This is a genomic window from Streptomyces sp. NPDC060198, from assembly GCF_042728415.1.
Classification (GTDB): Bacteria; Actinomycetota; Actinomycetes; order Streptomycetales; family Streptomycetaceae; genus Streptomyces.
This window is the reverse complement of the sequence record NZ_JBHWZJ010000652.1, coordinates 1-1,811: the sequence shown is the minus strand read 5'-3', so window position 1 is coordinate 1,811 and position 1,811 is coordinate 1. Positions and strand designations below refer to the sequence as shown.

Below are 1,811 nucleotides of genomic sequence, written 5' to 3'. Positions count from 1 at the left end.
CCACCCCCCAGGTCATGCCTTCGACAGGGGGACACAGTCATGCCGGGCCCGGAGGCCAGCGGCCCCGTTGCAGGACCGCGAAAAACATAACGGGGGGGGGCTGACAACGGCACGTGTTTCGGGCCTATCTGACGGCGCAGCAGTCCGCGACGATTGGCGCTCAGCTATCTCGTGATGGAACGGCCTGCTTCGCATCACGCGGGCCCATCAGGTAGGAGGCCCTCGCGCGGGTCAGCTGACCCAGATGCCATCGGGTGAGAGACTGCGGGCGAGATGCCGGCCAGCGTCACTGATCGGGCTTGACCAGGACACGTCGGCGACCTGGCACCCGGAATGGGATGCGAGTGTTTGCACGAGCTTGGCACCGACTCCCTGGCATCGGTACGCGTCCGCCACCCAGATCAGGATGATGCGTGGACGCTGGGTGTCGTCCTCATCGCCGTAATGTGACCCGTCGATCAGATCCCAAGCGCGGTGATCGCTGGTGTCATGGGCGGCCAGGTAGCCGATGACGTACCCGTTCGCCTTCAAGAGATACGCCCTCATATTGTCCGAGGACACCTCGGGCTCATCGACGTGGGACCACGAACTGAAGTCGTAGTGGCCTTCCTGTCGCGGGATCCGCGCCATCCGGTAAGCCAGCCTCCGCCATGCGATCGACGCCTCTGTCGTCACGACAGCGCAGTCACCCCACCACTCAAGGTTCTTGGGCACCGGGACGCCGAACGCCCACGACGCGTGGTGACTGGTGTGTTCCTTACCACGGTCCCAGGGCTCTCCCAGGCTCATGCCGCAGGGGCAAGCGCCGCCGCTCGGCATTCGCACCTCCTGAAACTGCACAGGTTTGGAGCCGTAGCTGAGACCCTGGTCCCGGCCGCCTACCCAAGGGCGGAGAGGGGCATCGTCAGGCTCGGCGTACCCAGTCCAGCGATCCACCCACGCGGGATACTGCTCGGGATGCGTTTCCCGGATGAGCCTCTGGATGGGGGGCAACACGGGGCGGACCCATACGCTGCCAGCGGTTGCCCGACCGTTGAGGCGCAGTCCGCGTTGCTTGGCCTTGCCTCGCAGGAATTTCAGGAAATCGCCGGGCTGCGCATCGAAGTCGACACCCCGGACTAGCTCTCGCTCGCCGGGAGCTAGCCAGTCGTCGACGGGTAGCGTCAGTCGGTCGGCGAGGGCATGAAGCCCGCCGTAATCGCGGTCGAGCTCAGCTGCTCGCAGCGCTGCGACTGCGGCATCGACGTATCGGAACTGTACGAACAGGATGACCGAACTCGGGCCAGTCCCATAAGAGAAGCCGTGTGGGTAGCCGTCGTACCAGATGCGGTCGATGGCTGCGTCTCGCAGCCTGTCGACTGCTTCCGTGAAGGCGGCGGGCAGTGCAGTGTCGTGCCCCAGTGAGGTCGCAGCGTAGACATACTCATCGCGGTCGAGCTCGACCGTGGCGTACCAGCGGGAAGCCCGGACCTTAATCTTTCGGGCGCGACGATCGCGTAAATCAGAGTCTAGATAGGTAGTCCGCTCGGTCATGTGCGTCGCTCCGTAGCTCTAGCCACTAGGTCAAACCGATCATTGCGGCCATGCGGGCATAGGGAAGGACGTTTCGAGAAAAGGGTCACTAGCGGTCGCGGTCGGCCAACTTCTGTCCAGGAAGAGCGCCTTCAGGCAGTGTCGGACCCTTATGCTCATGTCACGGGCTTGGACCGGCAACCCGCAGAACGCTCTTGAAAACCGTCGTGGCAGCGATGTCAGGTGGGTTCAAATCCCACACCCACCGCGCAGGTTGAAGGCCCCCGACCGGGTACACC

1 protein-coding gene is annotated in these 1,811 nt (G+C 64.1%); it reads right to left on the bottom strand.

The annotated features are described in order from the left end of the window. Positions 1-231 precede the first annotated feature (231 nt). Positions 232-1,533, bottom strand: a complete 1,302-nt coding sequence (locus ACFWEP_RS34480) for a GNAT family N-acetyltransferase (RefSeq protein ID WP_387376224.1) — start codon at positions 1,531-1,533, stop codon at positions 232-234. Positions 1,534-1,811 lie beyond the last annotated feature (278 nt).